15 protein-coding genes and 1 tRNA gene are annotated in these 14390 nt (G+C 68.5%); 5 read left to right on the top strand and 11 right to left on the bottom strand.

Going from position 1 to position 14390, the window contains the following annotated elements; all coding sequences use genetic code 11:
• Positions 1-39: 39 nt before the first annotated feature.
• Positions 40-330: a hypothetical protein gene (locus ABV606_RS09550; RefSeq protein WP_353987515.1), complete on the bottom strand. Its 291-nt coding sequence runs from the start codon at positions 328-330 to the stop codon at positions 40-42.
• Complete coding sequence (gene mca, locus ABV606_RS09545) at positions 327-1208, bottom strand: mycothiol conjugate amidase Mca (protein ID WP_353987514.1); 882 nt, start codon at positions 1206-1208, stop codon at positions 327-329. Before mca ends, ABV606_RS09550 begins: the two co-directional genes overlap by 4 nt.
• A gap of 56 nt (positions 1209-1264) precedes the next feature.
• Between mca and ABV606_RS09540 the strand changes: the two genes are divergently transcribed.
• Both ABV606_RS09540 and greA read left to right on the top strand, forming a co-directional pair.
• A complete protein-coding gene (locus ABV606_RS09540; RefSeq protein WP_281489294.1) occupies positions 1265-1672 on the top strand; it encodes a DUF4307 domain-containing protein in 408 nt (135 codons plus the stop codon).
• A gap of 59 nt (positions 1673-1731) precedes the next feature.
• Positions 1732-2217, top strand: coding sequence for a transcription elongation factor GreA (gene greA / locus ABV606_RS09535; RefSeq protein WP_281489295.1), 486 nt, complete (start codon positions 1732-1734; stop codon positions 2215-2217).
• Between the two features lie 103 nt (positions 2218-2320).
• Here the strand turns inward: greA and ilvA are convergent, their stop codons facing one another.
• Positions 2321-3580 (bottom strand): threonine ammonia-lyase, encoded by a 1260-nt coding sequence (gene ilvA, locus ABV606_RS09530; RefSeq protein ID WP_281489296.1) that lies wholly within the window; start codon positions 3578-3580, stop codon positions 2321-2323.
• Positions 3573-4712, bottom strand: a complete 1140-nt coding sequence (locus ABV606_RS09525; protein WP_281489297.1) for an AI-2E family transporter — start codon at positions 4710-4712, stop codon at positions 3573-3575. The genes ilvA and ABV606_RS09525 overlap by 8 nt, the downstream gene beginning before the upstream one ends.
• Positions 4713-4774: 62 nt before the next feature.
• Here ABV606_RS09525 and ABV606_RS09520 point away from each other — a divergent pair, with 62 nt between their 5' ends.
• Positions 4775-5977 (top strand): winged helix-turn-helix domain-containing protein, encoded by a 1203-nt coding sequence (locus tag ABV606_RS09520; RefSeq protein WP_353987513.1) that lies wholly within the window; start codon positions 4775-4777, stop codon positions 5975-5977.
• Between the two features lie 116 nt (positions 5978-6093).
• Here the strand turns inward: ABV606_RS09520 and ABV606_RS09515 are convergent, their stop codons facing one another.
• Both ABV606_RS09515 and ABV606_RS09510 read right to left on the bottom strand, forming a co-directional pair.
• Positions 6094-6981, bottom strand: a complete 888-nt coding sequence (locus tag ABV606_RS09515; protein WP_281489299.1) for a M48 family metalloprotease — start codon at positions 6979-6981, stop codon at positions 6094-6096.
• A 15-nt stretch (positions 6982-6996) separates the two neighbouring features.
• Positions 6997-7563 carry a LemA family protein gene (locus tag ABV606_RS09510; protein ID WP_281489300.1) on the bottom strand — a complete coding sequence of 189 codons (567 nt, stop codon included), beginning with the start codon at positions 7561-7563 and terminating at the stop codon, positions 6997-6999.
• A 234-nt stretch (positions 7564-7797) separates the two neighbouring features.
• Between ABV606_RS09510 and ABV606_RS09505 the strand changes: the two genes are divergently transcribed.
• A complete protein-coding gene (locus ABV606_RS09505) occupies positions 7798-9924 on the top strand; it encodes a hypothetical protein (protein ID WP_353987512.1) in 2127 nt (708 codons plus the stop codon).
• Between the two features lie 12 nt (positions 9925-9936).
• Positions 9937-10009: transfer RNA gene (locus tag ABV606_RS09500), tRNA-Leu, on the top strand.
• 69 nt (positions 10010-10078) lie between these two features.
• Here ABV606_RS09500 and ABV606_RS09495 read toward each other — a convergent pair.
• The 5 genes from ABV606_RS09495 to ABV606_RS09475 form a co-directional block, all read right to left on the bottom strand.
• Positions 10079-10501, bottom strand: a complete 423-nt coding sequence (locus ABV606_RS09495; protein ID WP_281489302.1) for a pyridoxamine 5'-phosphate oxidase family protein — start codon at positions 10499-10501, stop codon at positions 10079-10081.
• Positions 10502-10583: 82 nt separating this feature from the next.
• The gene (locus ABV606_RS09490) at positions 10584-11045 is read right to left on the bottom strand and encodes a hypothetical protein (RefSeq protein WP_353987511.1); all 462 of its coding nucleotides are present in this window, start codon (positions 11043-11045) and stop codon (positions 10584-10586) included.
• Entirely contained in the window at positions 11042-11572 is a 531-nt protein-coding gene (locus tag ABV606_RS09485; protein ID WP_353987510.1) for a flavodoxin family protein, read from the bottom strand. Before ABV606_RS09485 ends, ABV606_RS09490 begins: the two co-directional genes overlap by 4 nt.
• Before the next feature lie 135 nt (positions 11573-11707).
• On the bottom strand, positions 11708-13030 hold the full coding sequence (locus tag ABV606_RS09480; protein WP_281489305.1) for an NAD(P)/FAD-dependent oxidoreductase: 1323 nt from the start codon (positions 13028-13030) through the stop codon (positions 11708-11710).
• A 37-nt stretch (positions 13031-13067) separates the two neighbouring features.
• Complete coding sequence (locus ABV606_RS09475; RefSeq protein WP_353987509.1) at positions 13068-14327, bottom strand: S8 family peptidase; 1260 nt, start codon at positions 14325-14327, stop codon at positions 13068-13070.
• Between the last annotated feature and the right edge of the window lie 63 nt (positions 14328-14390).

The following is a 14390-nucleotide window of genomic DNA, read 5'->3' as shown; positions in this document are numbered from 1 at the left end:
TGAAGCCGCTGAAGCCGCTGAAGCCGCTGAAGCTCGGTACTAGGGACGCGTCGGCGGCTCGTCGTCGGATGCCGCGGCATCCGCACCGCCGAGCTCATCGTCCCCTGCGAGCGAGCCTGCCTCACCCGCCTGCTCCGCCTCGTACTCGGCGCGGAGCCTCTCACGGATCTCGGCGCGCTGGTTGGTGCGACGCACTCGGCGCGCCATGTCGACGATGAGCAGGACGACGGCCGCCATGACCGCGAAGGTGACGAGGAAGCCGATCACACCCGGAGTGACGTCTTCTTCTCGCACCTCGGCGAACAGCACGGTCGCAGTGAGCGGGCTCATGCCTGCTCCTCCTCGTCATCGATGCCCGCGAACAGGTCGGTCTCGGGCAGGTCGGAGTGCACGCGCGAGTGCGCGAGCTCGTAGTCCTCGGTCGGCCACGCCTCGCGCAGCAGATGGTTCGGCCAGAAGAAGAAGGGGCTCTCGGGCGACACCTGGCTCGCGTGCGCCCGGAGCGCAGCATCCCTCGCCTCGAAGAACTCGCCGCACGGTACGCGCGTCGTGGCCGTGTCGACCCGGTCGCCGATCCACTCGATGATGCGGTGCAGCTCTGACGTGAGCGGCGAATCCGGCTCGCGCTCGAGCATCAGGTCGTACACCGCGCGAGCGCGCGAAGGATTGAATGCGCGGTCGTAGTAGAACTTCTTGATCTCCCAGGGCTCGCCCGCCTCGGGGTAGGCACTGCTGTCGCCCGAGAGGTTCCACGCCGCCATCGCCACCTCGTGGGTGCGGATGTGGTCCGGATGCGGGTAGCCGCCGTTCTCGTCATAGCTGACGATCACGTGGGGGCGCACCTCGCGCACCAGGCGCACCAGCGGCTCGGCGGAGAGCTCGACCGGCACAGTGGCGAACGATCCGGGCGGAAGCGGTTCGTCTGGTCCCGGCAGCCCGCTGTCTTCGTAGCCGAGCCATCGGTGCTCGATCCCGAGAGCCTCTTGGGCTGCCCGCATCTCCTCCCGGCGCAGCCCGCCCATGTCGCGCTCGGCCTGCGCTCTGGCCTGGTCGCCCAACTGCTCGTTGAGGACGCTCCCGCGCTCGCCCCCGGTGCAGCTCACCACGATGACCCGCGCTCCGCGGCTCGCATAGTACGCGCTCGTCGCCGCGCCCTTGCTCGACTCGTCGTCGGGATGCGCGTGGATGGCGAGCAATCGCAGGGTCACAGAACTCCTCAGCCAGTCGGAATAGCCTTGTTCAAGACTAATCGCGAGGAGTGTGCGTGACTGACCAGGCGTCGCGGCTGCAAGAACGGTACGGCCGAACGCCCGAAAGGGCGCAACGGGATCGACGGATGCTGTGGGTCTTCGGCGGCGCCGTGGCTCTCGTCTTCGTCGCGTGGGTCGTATGGGCAGGGCTCCTCTCCCCCGGCGCCGAGATCGACTCGCGGACGACCGGCTACTCGGTGGACGAGAGCGCGAACGAGGTCGAAGTGCGCTGGCAGCTGACCGTCGAACCCGGTACGCCGGTGCAGTGCGCTGTGCAGGCGCTCAGCGAGTCGAAGAACATCGTCGGCTGGAAGATCGTCGACATCCCGGCATCCGACCGGCATGTCAGGGCGTTCAGCGAGACGGTGCGCGTCATGCAGCCGGCGACGACAGGGTTGATCCACCACTGCTGGTCGCAGTAGAATGTGGCATTCACCAGGGACCGGCCGAACGGCCGGTCTCATTTCGTATGAGGAGCAGTATGTCTGACACTTCGGTCACCTGGCTGACCCAGGAGGCGTACGACCGGCTGAGTGCAGAGCTCGCGCAGCTCAGCGGCGAAGGCCGCACCGAGATCGCGAAGCGCATCGAGGCTGCGCGCGAAGAAGGCGACCTCAAGGAGAACGGCGGCTATCACGCGGCCAAGGACGAGCAGGGCAAGATGGAGGCCCGCATCCGTCAGCTGACCGAGCTGCTTCGCACTGCGACGGTCGGCGAGCCCCCGGCCAGCGACGGCACAGTCGCCCCGGGCACCCTGATCACCGCTGAGATTCTCGGCGACGAGTCGACGTTCGTGCTCGGCAGCCGCGAGATCGCGGGCGACAGCGACCTCGACGTGTACAGCGAGCAGAGCCCGCTAGGTGCGGCAATCATGGGCCGCAAGGCCGGCGACACCACCAGCTACATCGCGCCGAATGGCAAAGAGATCACCGTCAAGGTCTTGAAGGTCGAGAGCTTCGCGGGCTGATGCGTCTCCGTTGCGCCGCGGGCAGTTAGCCGACTGCAGGCTTGGCGCCTCGGCTCGCACGGCCATCGCTGATCGCTGATCGCTAAATGATCCGCCGCGGCGGTCACACCGATCGCGGTGAATAGCCCGCAGACCGCAGGGCCGCGAGCACCCGCTCGGCGTGCTCCGGCCCGCGCGTCTCGATGTGCAGTTCAAGTTCGACCTGGCTGATCTGCAGGCCGCCGCCATGCCTGGTGTGCAGCACTTCGACGACGTTCGCGTTCTGCTCGGCGACGATCTCGGCCGTCCTTGCGAGCTGTCCTGGGCGGTCGGGCAGCGGGATCCGAAGCTTCAGGTACCGTTCCGACGCGGCGAGCCCATGACTCACGATGCGCTCGAGCATGAGCGGGTCGATGTTGCCGCCGCTCAGCACGGCGACCGTCGGGCCGGTCGCGTCGATCTTGCCGCTGAGGATCGCCGCCACGCCCACGGCACCCGCGGGTTCGACCACGAGCTTCGCGCGCTCGATCAGCACGAGGAGCGCCTTCGCGATCTCGTCGTCATCGACGGTCACCACGTCGTCGACGGCCTGGCGCACGATCTCGAAGTTCAGCGCGCCCGGCTTCGACACCGCGATGCCATCGGCGATGGTGGGAGTGATCTCGATGTCCACCGGTTCACCGCGTTCGAGTGACAGCGGATAGGGCGCGGCGTTCTCAGCCTGCACGCCGATCACCTTGATGCGCTTGCCCTCGGCGGCCGCGCGCTGCTTGACCGCGCTCGCGATGCCGGCGATGAGCCCGCCACCGCCGATCGGCACGACGATGGTCGCGACGTCCGGTACCTGATCGAGGATCTCGAGACCGAGCGTGCCCTGCCCCATCACGACGTCGTAGTGGTCGAACGGCGGGATCAGCACGGCGCCGGTGGAGGCTGCGAACTCGGCAGCGGCACGAAGCGGCTGGTCGACGGTGTGCCCGCTCAGCACCACCTCCGCGCCATAGGCGCGGGTCGCCTGCAGCTTCGGCAGGGCGACGCCGACGGGCATGAAGATCGTCGCCTTGATGCCGAGTTCGCGCGCTGCGAAGGCGACGCCCTGGGCGTGGTTTCCAGCGGATGCCGCGACCACTCCCCTCGCGCGCTCCTCGTCGCTCAGCCGCGCCATGCGGTTGTACGCGCCGCGGATCTTGTACGACCCCGTGCGCTGCAGGTTCTCGCACTTCAGCGAGACCGGGTGGCCGAGCACCTCGGCGAGGTAGCGCGAGCTCTCCATGGGGGTCGGGTCGGCCGCCCGCGAGACGACTTCACGGGCCGCCTCGAACTCGGCGAGCGAAGGCCCGGCGAAGACCGTCGCGGCATCAGCGGGCGCCGCGTGCTCATGCATCCGCGATCACATCCTTCAGTTGCGGATGGGGGTTCGTGCGCCACTGCCCGGAGGCGATGTACTTCACGATGACGTTGAGGGTCGCGATGACTGGCACCGCGAACAGGGTGCCAGGGATGCCGGCGAGCATGCCGCCGCCCGCGACCGCCAGCACGACGGCGAGCGGGTGCACCTTGACCGCCGAGCCCATGATCAGCGGTTGCAGCACGTGCCCCTCGATCTGCTGCACGAGCAGCACGATCCCGAGCATGATGAGCGCGATCCAGATGTCGTAGTAGAGGAGCGCCACGAGCACGGCCAGCGCGCCCGAGACGAGGGCACCGATGATGGGCACGAACGAGCCGAGGAACACCGCCACCGCGATCGGGATCACGAGCGGAAGCTGCAGGATGGCTGCCCCGATGCCGATGCCGACGGCATCGACGAAGGCGACGAAGATCTGCACCTTCACGAAGTTGGTGAGCGTGACCCAGCCGGCCTGGCCTCCGCCCATGATCGCCGGGCGCGCGCGGCGCGGGAAAACCCTGACGACCCAGTGCCAGATGCTTCGACCGTCGATCAGCATGAACAGCGTCGCGAACAGGGCGAGCAGTGCGCCGGTGATGAAATGCCCGGCGCTCGCCCCGAGTGACGTCGCCCCCGAGATGATGAACTGGCTGTCGCGCTGAATGGACTCGACCGCCGCCTGCACATACCCGTTGATGTCGGCCTCGGTGAGATGCAGCGGCGACTCGAGCAACCAGGTCTTGAGGTCGTCGTAGCGCTCGAGCGCCTTGGTCTGCAGCGACGGCACACCCTCCGCGACCTGCGTGATCACGAGGTACACCAACGCCGCCACGACCGCGATCAATCCGAGTTCGGAGACGGCGACCGCGAGGCCCTTGGGCCAGCGGTGCGACTGCAGCCAGTTGCAGAACGGGACGAGCAGCGCCGCGATGAGCACGGCCACCATGAGCGGGATCACGAGCAGCCTGAGCTGCATGACGAGGAAGACGACCACACCGAGCACGGCGAGCATCGCGAGGATGCGCCAAGCCCACGCGCCGGCGATGTGCATGCCGATGGGCAGGGAGTCGCTCACGATCTCCGCGCGCGACCGCTCAGTCGTCGCGATGCGCTTCCGGAATGCCACCTCTTCAGTGTATTGGCGCGCAACCCGAGAGCATGTCGGTAGCCCTGGCTAGCATCGGGCACGTGACTCGCCTCCTCGCGACCGATTCGGTGTCGCCTGCTCTCGCCCGGCGCATTGCCGTGGCCGCACAAGGCTTCGGCTTGATGCCGGGCGGGCCTGTGACGGCACGTCGTCTTCGATCGACGATCGAGAAGCTCGGGCTGCTGCAGCTCGACTCGGTGAATGTCTTCGAGCGCAGCCACTACCTGCCGCCGCTCGCTCGCCTGGGTTCGTATGACCGGGCGCTGCTCGACGAGCTCGCGCTGTCGCCCGGCAAGGGTCATGTGGAGTACGTGGCGCACGAAGCGGCCGTGATCCCGGTGTCGACGTGGCCGCTGCTGCGCTGGCGCATGGAGCGGTACCGCGGCGAAGAGGAGCGGGAGTGGTTCGAGGCGAACCGCCCGCTCGCTCACCGGCTGCTCGATGAGCTTGCCGAGAAGGGCCCCCTTCGCGTGAGTGAGATCGAGCACGACGCGAACGTCTCCCGCGGGCCGTGGTGGGGGTGGTCCGACGTGAAGATCGCGATGGAGCATCTGTTCCGCCGGGGCGAGGTGACCACCGCCGGCCGCCAACGGTTCGAGCGCGTGTATGCGCTGCCGCACCAAGTGCTTCCGCGCGAGGTGCTCGACCTCGAGGTTCCGGCAGCCGATGCCAAGCGGCAGCTCGTCGAGCGCGCTGCCCGCGCATACGGCATCGCGACGGCATCCGACCTCGCCGATTACTTCCGCATGCGGCGCGACGACACGATGACCGCGATCCGCGAGCTCGTCGATGGAGGCGTGCTGGTGCCGGTCGCCGTGGACGGCTGGCGCGACCTCGCCTACCTTCACGCCGACGCGAGACGGCCGCGCAAGATCACTGCGGCCGCGCTGCTCTCACCATTCGACCCGGTCGTGTGGTTCAGGCGTCGCGCCGAGCGGCTCTTCGATTTCCACTACCGCATCGAGATCTACACGCCGGCCCACAAACGTGTGCACGGCTACTACACGCTGCCGGTGCTGCTCGACGATCGACTCGTGGGGCGCATCGACCTCAAGAGCGATCGCAAGGGGAAGACACTGCTCGTGCAGTCGGCGTGGCGCGAGTCGGGTGCCACGGCGGAGGTGGAGCGCATCGTGCCGCTGCTGGACCAGGCGATGCGCTGGCAGGGGCTCGAGCGCGTGCAGTTCTCCGGGCGCGGCGACCTCTCGGCGGAACTCGAAGCGGCGGCATCCGCACTGCGCTAGCGACTGACCGAGCCGGCACTCGTCACAGCGTGATGGCCGATCGGCGACGCAGACCGGTTTCAGAACCGTTCGGAACCGCGAGCTGTCTCAGAAGCCGTCGGCGGCGCGAAGCGGTCTCAGAAGCGGTCTGCGCTGCCGAGAAGTCGGCGGATGCGGTCGGGAATCGGCGGGTGGGTCGAGAACATGCGATCGATGATTCCGGGCTTCGTGGGGTCTGAGATCCACATGTGCGCCATGGAGGTGTTCTGTCGACGCATCGGCCTGCCGTACTCCCCCAGCTTGTGGAGCGCGCTCGCGAGCGCTTCGGGATGCCGCGTGGTCAGAGCCCCGGTGGCGTCGGCCAGGTACTCGCGCTCGCGCGACACCGCTGCCTGCACCAGCCCGGCGACGAGCGGCGCGATGAGCATCGCGGCGATGCCGAGCACGAGGATGATCGGGTTCGCGTTGTTGTTGTTGCGGTTGCCCCCGGCGAAGAACGACATGCGAAGCAGGATGTCGGCGAGGAAACCGATGACGACCACGAGACCGAAGACGATCATCGAGACGCGGATGTCGTAGTTCTTGACGTGACCCATCTCGTGAGCCATGACGCCCTCGAGCTCGGAGTCGGTCATGATCTCGAGCAGCCCGGTGGTGGCCGCGACGATGGCGTGCTCCGGATCACGGCCCGTGGCGAACGCGTTCGGCGCGGGATCGTCGATCACATAGACCTTCGGCATGGGCATGCCGTTCGTGATCGCGAGGTTCTCGACGGTGCGATACAGCCGCGGCTCGTCCGCCTTCGTGATCTCGCGACCGCCCGAGATGGCCACCGCCTGCCGACCCGCTGCGAAGTACTGCAGCACCACGTAGGCGAGCGAACCGACGATCGTTCCGATGAAGATCGTCCAACTGCCATCGCCGTAGTACCAGTTCGCGAAGAACCCGAGCCCGCCGATGATCAGCAGGAAGACCAGGATGATGAAGACGGTATTGCGTTTGTTCCGTGCGATCGCGCGGTACATTCAGCGTCCCGCCGACTAGAACTGAACGCGCGGAGGCTCCGCGATCGCGGCGGTGTCGCCCACCTCGAAGAACTCGCGCTCCGTGAAGCCCAGCCCCCGAACGAACAGCGTGTTGGGGAAGAGCTTGATCTTGGTGTTGAGCTCGCGCACGCCGCCGTTGTAGAACCGGCGCGAGGCCTGGATCTTGTCTTCGGTGTCGACCAGTTCGGCCTGCAGTTGCAGGAAGTTCTGGCTCGCCTGCAACTGGGGGTACGCCTCGGCGACCGCGAAGATCGATTTCAGCGCCTGCTGCATGTGATTCTCGGCGACGGATGCCTCGGCCGGCCCGTGGGCGGAAAGCGTCTCGGCGCGCGCCTGGGTCACCGACTCGAAGACGGCTTTCTCATGAGCGGCATATCCCTTCACGGTGTCGATGAGGTTCGGGATCAGGTCCGCGCGGCGCTTGAGCTGCACGGTGATGTCGCTCCATGCCTCATCGACGCGCACGTTGAGCGTGACGAGCGAGTTGTACGTCGCCCAGAGGTAGATGCCGACGATCACGACCAGCAGCACGATCACGCCGATGACGATGAGGGTTTCCATACCGGCATGATACGGGAGCGAGCCCTTGGATCCGCTGGGTTCTGAGCACTCTCGAAGGCCCGAGCCGAAATTTGCTCACCCTCCCGACGGCCCGAGAATACGGGGCAAGAGGCAGTGGCGCCGCCTCGCGCGTCGTTCAGTCCAGGCGCCCCGGTCGATCGGCGCTCCGACACGGCACCCGCGCCGGAAAGAGCCGCCTGGATTCGTCGACGCTCGCCTAGGGTAGACCGTACTGTGCACCCCCTGTCCGCTGCCCCTCGCACCGCTCGCCGCGAGGCGACGGCGACGCGGGTCGCCCGCGTGGCGGTCGTGGCGCTCATGGCGATGATCGCGCTCTCGCTGTCCGCTCCTGCCGCGGCATCGCCGGGAGAACAGGGCGACTCGGCAGCCACTGCCCTTGGCGAGGTGACGCTCTCGCCGACACCCGCGGCCGACGGCTTCTTGCCCGTCGGCTCGGTGACCGCCTCGGGCACGGCGACCGCGGGCAGCACGATCGTCGTGGACATCGTGCGGGCGGGGCAGCCGCCGCAAGCGGGCTGCACGGCATCCGCATCGCCCGTCGATGGGCGCTGGTCATGCGCGACGCCGCTGCCCAACGGCGAACTGACATTGCGTGTGACCGAGTTCCGTGACGGCGACTCGCTGGAGTCGTGGACCACGCGACTGCTGGTGCTCGGACCTCCCGTCATCTCAGGGCCGGCGCTCGGCATCGGTATCGTGAAAGGGGTCGGCTACCCGTCTGCGCTCGTGCGCGCCACCGCGACCGGGCCGGCCAGCGCCGCCGTCGACTGCGGACGGGTCGACTCGGGCGGCAGCTGGACCTGCCTGCTCATGGCGGGCGATGGCTCCAGGCTTCCCAGCGGCAGCTACACCGTCAGCGTGGAGCAAGGAGCACCTGGAGCCTCACCACGGTGGTCGCACCCACAGTCGCGAACACTGACGATCGACACCGACAATCCCCCGGCGCCGACGGTCACCTCGCCGGCTGCTGGTCAGCGCATCACGACCCAGCCGACGACGTATGCGGGCACCGGAGAGAACAACGCGACGGTCTCGGTCTTCGTATCAGGTGTGAGCGCCCCGGTGTGCACCGCGCTCGTGGCAGGCGGCGCGTGGTCGTGCCAGGGAACCGATGTGCCGAGAGGCACCTGGCTCGTGCACGCGCTGCAATGGGATGCCGCCGGCAATCCCGGCCCTTCGAACCTGCCCTTCGAGGTGCACTACGGACGTGCACCAGCGAGCGCCCAACCCCCACTCCCGAGCACGCCGTCGCCGCCGCCCTCGGAGACGTTGGACCCCGAGGCCGTGGATCCGACGCCGTCACCGGATGAGGGGCCGACCTCCGCTCCCTCGGCCGATCCTTTCTTCCCCGGGCCCGTGCCTGCCCCCGACCGCGGCGAGACTCCGCCGCTGCTCACCTGGGGCACCCCGACCGGGTTCGGCTGGAACATTCCGACACCGGTCGAGGCCTTCGAGCGCGGCAATTGGGCGATCGCCCCGTTCCTCGGGCTGGTGTTCGTCGTCTTCGTCGCGCTGCCCCTGCGCATGGCGATGCTGCTCGCTGCGGGCAGCAGCAGGCCCCGCGTGCGGTTCTTCGGCCGCAACCGGCCGCTTGCGGCATCCGCCGGCGAGGACGGTCCGCTCGTGCGCCCCGCGATCGTGGTCGGCGGCGCCGTGCTCGGAGCCGCGATCCTGGCAGCCCTCTCGACCGGTCTGCTGCCGGAGTCCCGCTATGTGCGGCTGCTCGGCGCGATCGGGGCGGGAATCGTCGTGCTGAATCTCGTGGGGGTCGCGCTGGCATCACGCCTCGCCTCGCGCGCGCTTCGCGTCGCCACGTGGCAGCGCTTCGTGCCCGCGTACCTCGCCCTCGCGGCGCTCGCGACGCTCGCCTCCAGGATGTTCGACGTCCATCCGCCGATCGTGCTCGGTGTGCTGATCGCCACCACCATCCCGCTTCAGATCCCGCGCGCACGGCGTGCTGCGATCGCCCTGACGCAGCTCGTCGCGCTGGCGGCACTCGCCACCGCCGCGTGGATCGCGCACTCGGCGATGGGGCGAGTGGATGGCTTCTGGGCTTCGGCGCTGAGCGAGTTCCTCGCTACGGTCTGCCTCGCAGGATTCGGCTCGGCGGTGCTGCTGACGCTGCCGATCAGAGCATTGCCCGGGCGCATCGTGTTCGCCTGGTCGCCCCTGGCATGGGCGGTGACGACCTTCGTGGTCGTGCTGCTCGCAGCCGTCGTGCTCATGGCCGGTTCGACAACGCTGATCGTCGCGGCGTTCGCGATTCCGGTCGGGTTCGCGGCGTGCGTGCTCGCCGCCTGGCTGTGGCAGCGGTATGTGGCGCCAGAGAGCCGCCGCTAGGCTCGCAGGCGAGTCCCGGTAGCCCAACGGCAGAGGCAGGCGACTTAAAATCGCCTCAGTCTGGGTTCGAATCCCAGTCGGGACACAGGAGTCGAGCTTGCGCCGCGAGGGCGCGAACCCGACCGAACTCACAGTCGCGGCTCACAGTCGCGGCTCACATTCGCGGCGCGCGCAGGAACTCTCGGCCGCTGATCTCGCTCGGCATGATCCGCACCCAGCGATCCTTCTCCTCGGGCGCCCACGGCGTGATGCCGAGCCGTTCGGCGGCGTAGACCTCGCGCTGCTTGTCGAACTCGGTCGCCGTTCCTTTCACCACCACGCTGAACGCGTCGGCGTCGGTGTAGCCGTCGATCTCGAAGGCCACTTGCTGGTGGATCGTGAGTTCAAGCAGTTTCGTGCCGGCCGCCGTGCGGAACACGATGCTGCCGTCGTCGTCGACTCCGTGATTCACCGGAAAGATGTCGAGCTGTCCGCCTGCGACCGCAGCGATACGGCCGTACGGTGCGGCCTTGATGCGCTCCCAGCACTCCTCAGGCGACAGGGCACGGGATGGCGGCCGCTCTTCCGCGTAGTCCATGCGCCCATTGTGTAGCCGCTCGCCCCGAAGCGCGATGCCGGAATGGCTCACGACCGGCGGACGACCGGCGCACGAGCAGCAATCAAGCGTTCGCGCTGCTCTCGCTGCGCTCACTTCGACGCCGTGAGGAGCCGATCGGCAGCAGTCCGAGCACGAGCAGCACGAGCCCGAGTTCGATGGCGCCCGCAGCGAAGTAGACCGCCTGCAACACGCTGAACGGGATCACGGTCATCTGCACGAAGATCCAGATCAACGCTGCGTACCCGGCCGCCGCGCCCGCGAACAGGGCGGCGGGGCGACGTCGGAGCAGCAGCACGAAGGCGAGCGCGTGGACTCCTCCGAGCACGAGGCCGAGCGCGAGACCGGGCAGGAGATAGCTCGTGAACGGCGAGCCGTCGAGGTACTCGGCAGGCGGGGTGATGACCAGGTCGAGCTCGGGCATGAGCGAGCCGACCGCGAGCGCCGCGCCCCCGGCGAGGGCCGTGACGGCGACGAAGCCTTCAACCCAGAGCAGCGCTACTCGCGCCGGGCGCGTCGAGGTCATTCCGCCCCGAGTGGAGCGAAGACGTGCTCGCCGAGAGAGCGCCCCCATTCCCGAGCGCGCTCCAGTTCGCCGTCGACGAGGGTGTTCTTCGTGGTGACCACGAAGCACTCCGATTCGGCGATCGGATCGGAACCGAGACGACGGAGCCTGCGCTGGATGCCGGCCGACGCATCCCCGGCGAACATCCGGGGGATGTCCACACGGGTGCCGAACGCGGCCCACGCCTCGGGCGGCGTCGTCAACTGCTCGAGCCACTCGCGGACGCCGGATGCCGTCGCCTCCGGCTCGAGCGTCAGGTGCTGCTCGGGGTCGTCAGCCCACCGCGCGGCCTCCTTCCGCGACTCCGGTCGAGGAAGCGTGTGCGCGTGCGTCGGTGCCCCCAGCACGACGAGGTCGGCGTCCGCTCCCCCGCCTCGCGAGCACGGCTCGACGGTCACCGCGGTGACCGGAGCCAGTCCCTCGGCGATCGCTTCAGCGATCCGCCTGGTGTTTCCGAACATCGACTCGTAGAGCACGACAGCGGTCATGGCGGTCTCCTTTCCGCGACCATCATCACGGTCGAGGAGAGGAACCACTAGGACTCAGGTCCTACGGCATGCTGCGTCGCTGCTCCGGCAGGGCGCCGGACGCTCTCGAAGCTCGTTGCGCTCAGGCGCGCGGGTTCACACCTTGGGGCGCGAGGCGAACTCTTCGAACGCGGCCCGCGGCTGCTGCACCGCTTCGAGCGACACGTTGTCGCGGCCGAGCCAGAAGTTGTTCCACCAGCCCGAGAACACCCGCAGCTTGCGCTCCCACATGGGAATCGCGAGACCGTGGTATCCGCGGTGCATGAGCCAGGCGATCCAGCCCTTGATGGCCAGCTTGCCGGACTGGAAGACTCCGTGACCGATGCCGAGTCCGGCGACGGCGCCCATGTTCTTGTGGAAGTAGTCCCGCGGCTCCTCGCCGCGCAGCACCGCCACGATGTTGCGCGCGAGCAGCTTGCCCTGGCGCACCGCGTGCTGGGCGTTCGGCACGCAGAAGCCGCCGACGCCACCGCCGCTCAGGTCGGGCACTGCCGACACGTCACCGGCTGCCCAGGCATCCGGAACGATCTCGTCCTTGGTGCCCACGCGAAGGTCGGCGCGGGTCTGGATGCGGCCGCGCTCCTCCACAGGGAGGGTGGTGTTCCGCGTGATCTGCGGGTTCGCCATGACACCCGCGGTCCACACGATGAGGTCGGTCTCGATGACCTGGCCGGTCGAGAGCTCGCACCGGCCGCCGACAGCCGAGGAGAGCTGCGTGTCGAGGTGGATGGTCGCGCCGCGCTGGTCGAGGTTCTTGATGACCCACTTGCTCGTCTCGAGCGACACCTCGGGCATGATGCGGCCCATCGCCTCGATGAGGTGGAAGTGGGTGTCGGAGAAGTTGAGCTCGGGGTAGCGGTTGAGCAAGGAGCTCGCGAACGAGCGCAGCTCGGCGAAGATCTCGATGCCCGCGAACCCGCCGCCGACGACGACGAAGGTGAGCAGGCGGTCGCGCTCCGGTCCGGGCGGCAGCTGTGCGGCCTTGTCGAAGTTCGTGAGCACGCGGTCGCGGATCGCGACGGCCTCTTCGATGTTCTTCAGGCCGATCGCCTCGTCGGCGACACCGGGGATCGGGAACGTGCGAGAGACGGCGCCGGCGGTGACGACAACGACGTCGTACTGCAGCTCATAGGCCGGCTCGTGCTCGGGCTCGATCGTCGCGGTCTTCGTGGCGTGGTCGACGTTCGTGACCTTGGCCGTGATGACCTGCGTCTTCTTGAGGTGGCGGCGCTGCGAGACGACAGCGTGTCGGGGCTCGATGGAACCGGCGGCGACCTCGGGGAGGAACGGCTGGTAGGTCATGTATGGCCGGGGATCGACCATGACCACTTCGGCTTCACCGTCACGCAACAGCTTCTCGAGCTTGAACGCGGTGTAGAAGCCGGCGTAACCTCCGCCGACGATCAGGATTCTAGGCACGCTGACAACGTCTCCTCACGCAATGGACCCCAATAGCTTACTCCCCTGCGCGTTGCCTCCTGACGTGCCGGGCTGCACCCACTCCCAGCGCGATGGCCGCGGCCGAGAATCCGCCGAGCACGAGCAGTGGGATGCCGACGAGCCGCAGCTCGTTCACGGTCGGGAGCAGTTCACCCACCGGGCCCCGCGCCTGCGGCACCGGCGCGGGTTCGACCTCGGGCGCGGGCACGACCGGCTGCGGCGTGGTCGCAGGCTCCTCCTCAACGGGCGCCCGCCGGTGCAGCCGGATCCACTCGCGCAGCTGCTCAGCGGGTTCGACGCCGCTCGACTCGACCGTGCCGCGAACCGCCGCTGCCGCGTCGAGGATCCCGTTGCCGTAGAGCGGATCGGGCCCGGGGGCGCCGGCATCCCTCGCGGTCTGAGTGATGCGGTCGATGACCGCTCCCGCGCTCAACTCGGGATGCGCCGCCATGACCAGCGCGACGACCCCGGCGACGATGGGAGTCGCGCCACTGGAACCCTGCCACGTGACGTGCGAGCCGTCCGGCGCTGCGCCCACGAGATCTTCCGCAGGGGCCGCCACGCCGATGGTGATGCCCTGCGAAGACGCATCGAAGCTGGCCGTGCCCGAGCGGCTCAGGCCTGCAACGGTCAGCACTCCCGGCATGGTGGCCGGCGCGCCAACCTCGACCGTGCCGGAGCCCCTATTGCCGGCGGCCGCGACGATGACCACGTCACGCTCCATCGCGTAGAGGAAGGCGTCGTCCCAACTGGTGGGCCAGTCGAGCGTGTTGCGCGTGAGCGACATGTTGATGACATCAGCGCCGTTGTCGGCGGCCCAGCGCACGGCATCCGCGATCTGGTCGTCGGAATTGCGGGTGCCTTCTCCGAAGCCCACAGAGATGGACAGCAGCGATGCCTGAGGCGCGACCCCGATCACCCCGACGCCCGGGGCCGAGCCCCGACCTGCCGCCAGCGAGGCCACCATCGTGGCGTGAGCGCGTCCTCCGCCGGAGCCGACCGGGCGTTGCCCGTCGGGCGCGCCGAACCCTGAGAAGTCGGCACCGCCGACGACAGCACCGGCGAGGTCGGGGTGCGAACTGTCGATGCCGGAGTCGATCACGGCGATGGTGACACCCGCGCCGCGCGTGGTGTTCCAGGCCTGCGTGATGCCGTACTCATGGAGCCAGTACTCCATCTCTCGCACCTGATCGGCGTGCGCGGGCGGCGCGATCAGCACGACGGATGCAGCGGCGGCCACGAGCGCGGCGGCGACCCGTCGAGTGCCGGCGCGCATGCCAGGCCGACCTGACGGCATCCGGCGCCGTGCACGCCATGCAGTGCTGTTGGCTCGGCCGAG

Origin of the sequence: Ruicaihuangia caeni (assembly GCF_040536845.1) — a bacterium.
In the GTDB taxonomy this organism is placed as follows: Bacteria; Actinomycetota; Actinomycetes; order Actinomycetales; family Microbacteriaceae; genus Ruicaihuangia; species Ruicaihuangia caeni.
This window is presented reverse-complemented; position numbering and strand designations above follow the sequence as displayed.

Bases quoted from the DNA above. Each gene is read 5' to 3' on its own strand.
- ABV606_RS09550 (WP_353987515.1), bottom strand. From the start codon at position 330: ATGAGCCCGCTCACTGCGACCGTGCTGTTCGCCGAGGTGCGAGAAGAA.
- ABV606_RS09515 (WP_281489299.1), bottom strand. From the start codon at position 6,981: ATGTACCGCGCGATCGCACGGAACAAACGCAATACCGTCTTCATCATC.
- ABV606_RS09495 (WP_281489302.1), bottom strand. From the start codon at position 10,501: ATGGACTACGCGGAAGAGCGGCCGCCATCCCGTGCCCTGTCGCCTGAG.
- ABV606_RS09510 (WP_281489300.1), bottom strand. From the start codon at position 7,563: ATGGAAACCCTCATCGTCATCGGCGTGATCGTGCTGCTGGTCGTGATC.
- ABV606_RS09490 (WP_353987511.1), bottom strand. From the start codon at position 11,045: ATGACCTCGACGCGCCCGGCGCGAGTAGCGCTGCTCTGGGTTGAAGGC.
- ABV606_RS09475 (WP_353987509.1), bottom strand. From the start codon at position 14,327: ATGCGCGCCGGCACTCGACGGGTCGCCGCCGCGCTCGTGGCCGCCGCT.
- ABV606_RS09485 (WP_353987510.1), bottom strand. From the start codon at position 11,572: ATGACCGCTGTCGTGCTCTACGAGTCGATGTTCGGAAACACCAGGCGG.
- greA (WP_281489295.1), top strand. From the start codon at position 1,732: ATGTCTGACACTTCGGTCACCTGGCTGACCCAGGAGGCGTACGACCGG.
- ilvA (WP_281489296.1), bottom strand. From the start codon at position 3,580: ATGCATGAGCACGCGGCGCCCGCTGATGCCGCGACGGTCTTCGCCGGG.